This is a genomic window from Brucella tritici (genome assembly GCF_008932295.1).
GTDB lineage: Bacteria > Pseudomonadota > Alphaproteobacteria > Rhizobiales > Rhizobiaceae > Brucella > Brucella tritici.
On the sequence record NZ_WBWA01000077.1, the window covers coordinates 1 to 856 of the forward strand.

An 856-nucleotide genomic window follows, 5' to 3' on the forward strand; every position below is an offset into this window, starting at 1 on the left:
AGTTAAAAATGGGTCTGGGCATTCTGATTTGGCTGAAGGACAACCTGTCCCCATCCCCTTTTGAAAAAGTCGCCCCGAAGCGCTCCTTCTTCTGGATGTGAAGATACTCGCCCGCTTTCTCGTTTCAACATCGAATGCACTCTCCCAACCATTCTCGTGCTTCTATGAGGGAGGGTTGTTGCAGAAAAGACACGAAATTGCCCGTTTCCGGGTGGTCCGTTTAGGGTTTATTAACATGAGTAAACGCGAATTAACGGGTCTTAACGCTTGAAAACACGCGATATTTGTCATCGACACTGTTTCCGGCAAGCGAATCTGTGACTTCTCGTGCTCCAGGCGCAGAATATGTCAGACTACCGCCACGAGCCGCCACATTGATCGAAATCAGCGCGAATCTTCCGTCCTTATATATCTGCATATATCTGCGAAATGACGCTTGCGCCCCTTCGTGAAAGCGACTGATTTCAGGCACATTCCTGATCGCGCATATATAAAGTGCGATAATTCGCAGGAAATTTTACCAGTTCGCGCGCAATTCGCTTGAAATGACAAAGCGTACCGGCTATCTCGCCCTTACCGGAGAGGTGGCCGAGTGGTCGAAGGCGCTCCCCTGCTAAGGGAGTAGACCTCATAAGGGTCTCGTGGGTTCGAATCCCATCCTCTCCGCCAGCTGCTTCAAGCAAATCCAGCCATAAAATTCAGATCCAATTTGTCTCGCGACCTGTGATTCTGCGCCTTTTCGCGTCGTGTTCGGCGTGTATCGGACTGGCCTCCAATTTTCTGGCTTTTTCAGTCTTGAACTCAGAGAACATATAACAGATTGAAATTATTATTCTATTTCTGAATTCTCCGATTC

At 48.5% G+C, this 856-nt stretch carries 1 tRNA gene; it reads left to right on the top strand.

Annotation, left to right across the window (positions count from 1 at the left end):
• The first annotated feature begins 578 nt into the window (after window positions 1-578).
• Window positions 579-669: transfer RNA gene (locus F9K91_RS25470), tRNA-Ser, on the top strand.
• The last annotated feature ends 187 nt before the right edge of the window (window positions 670-856 follow it).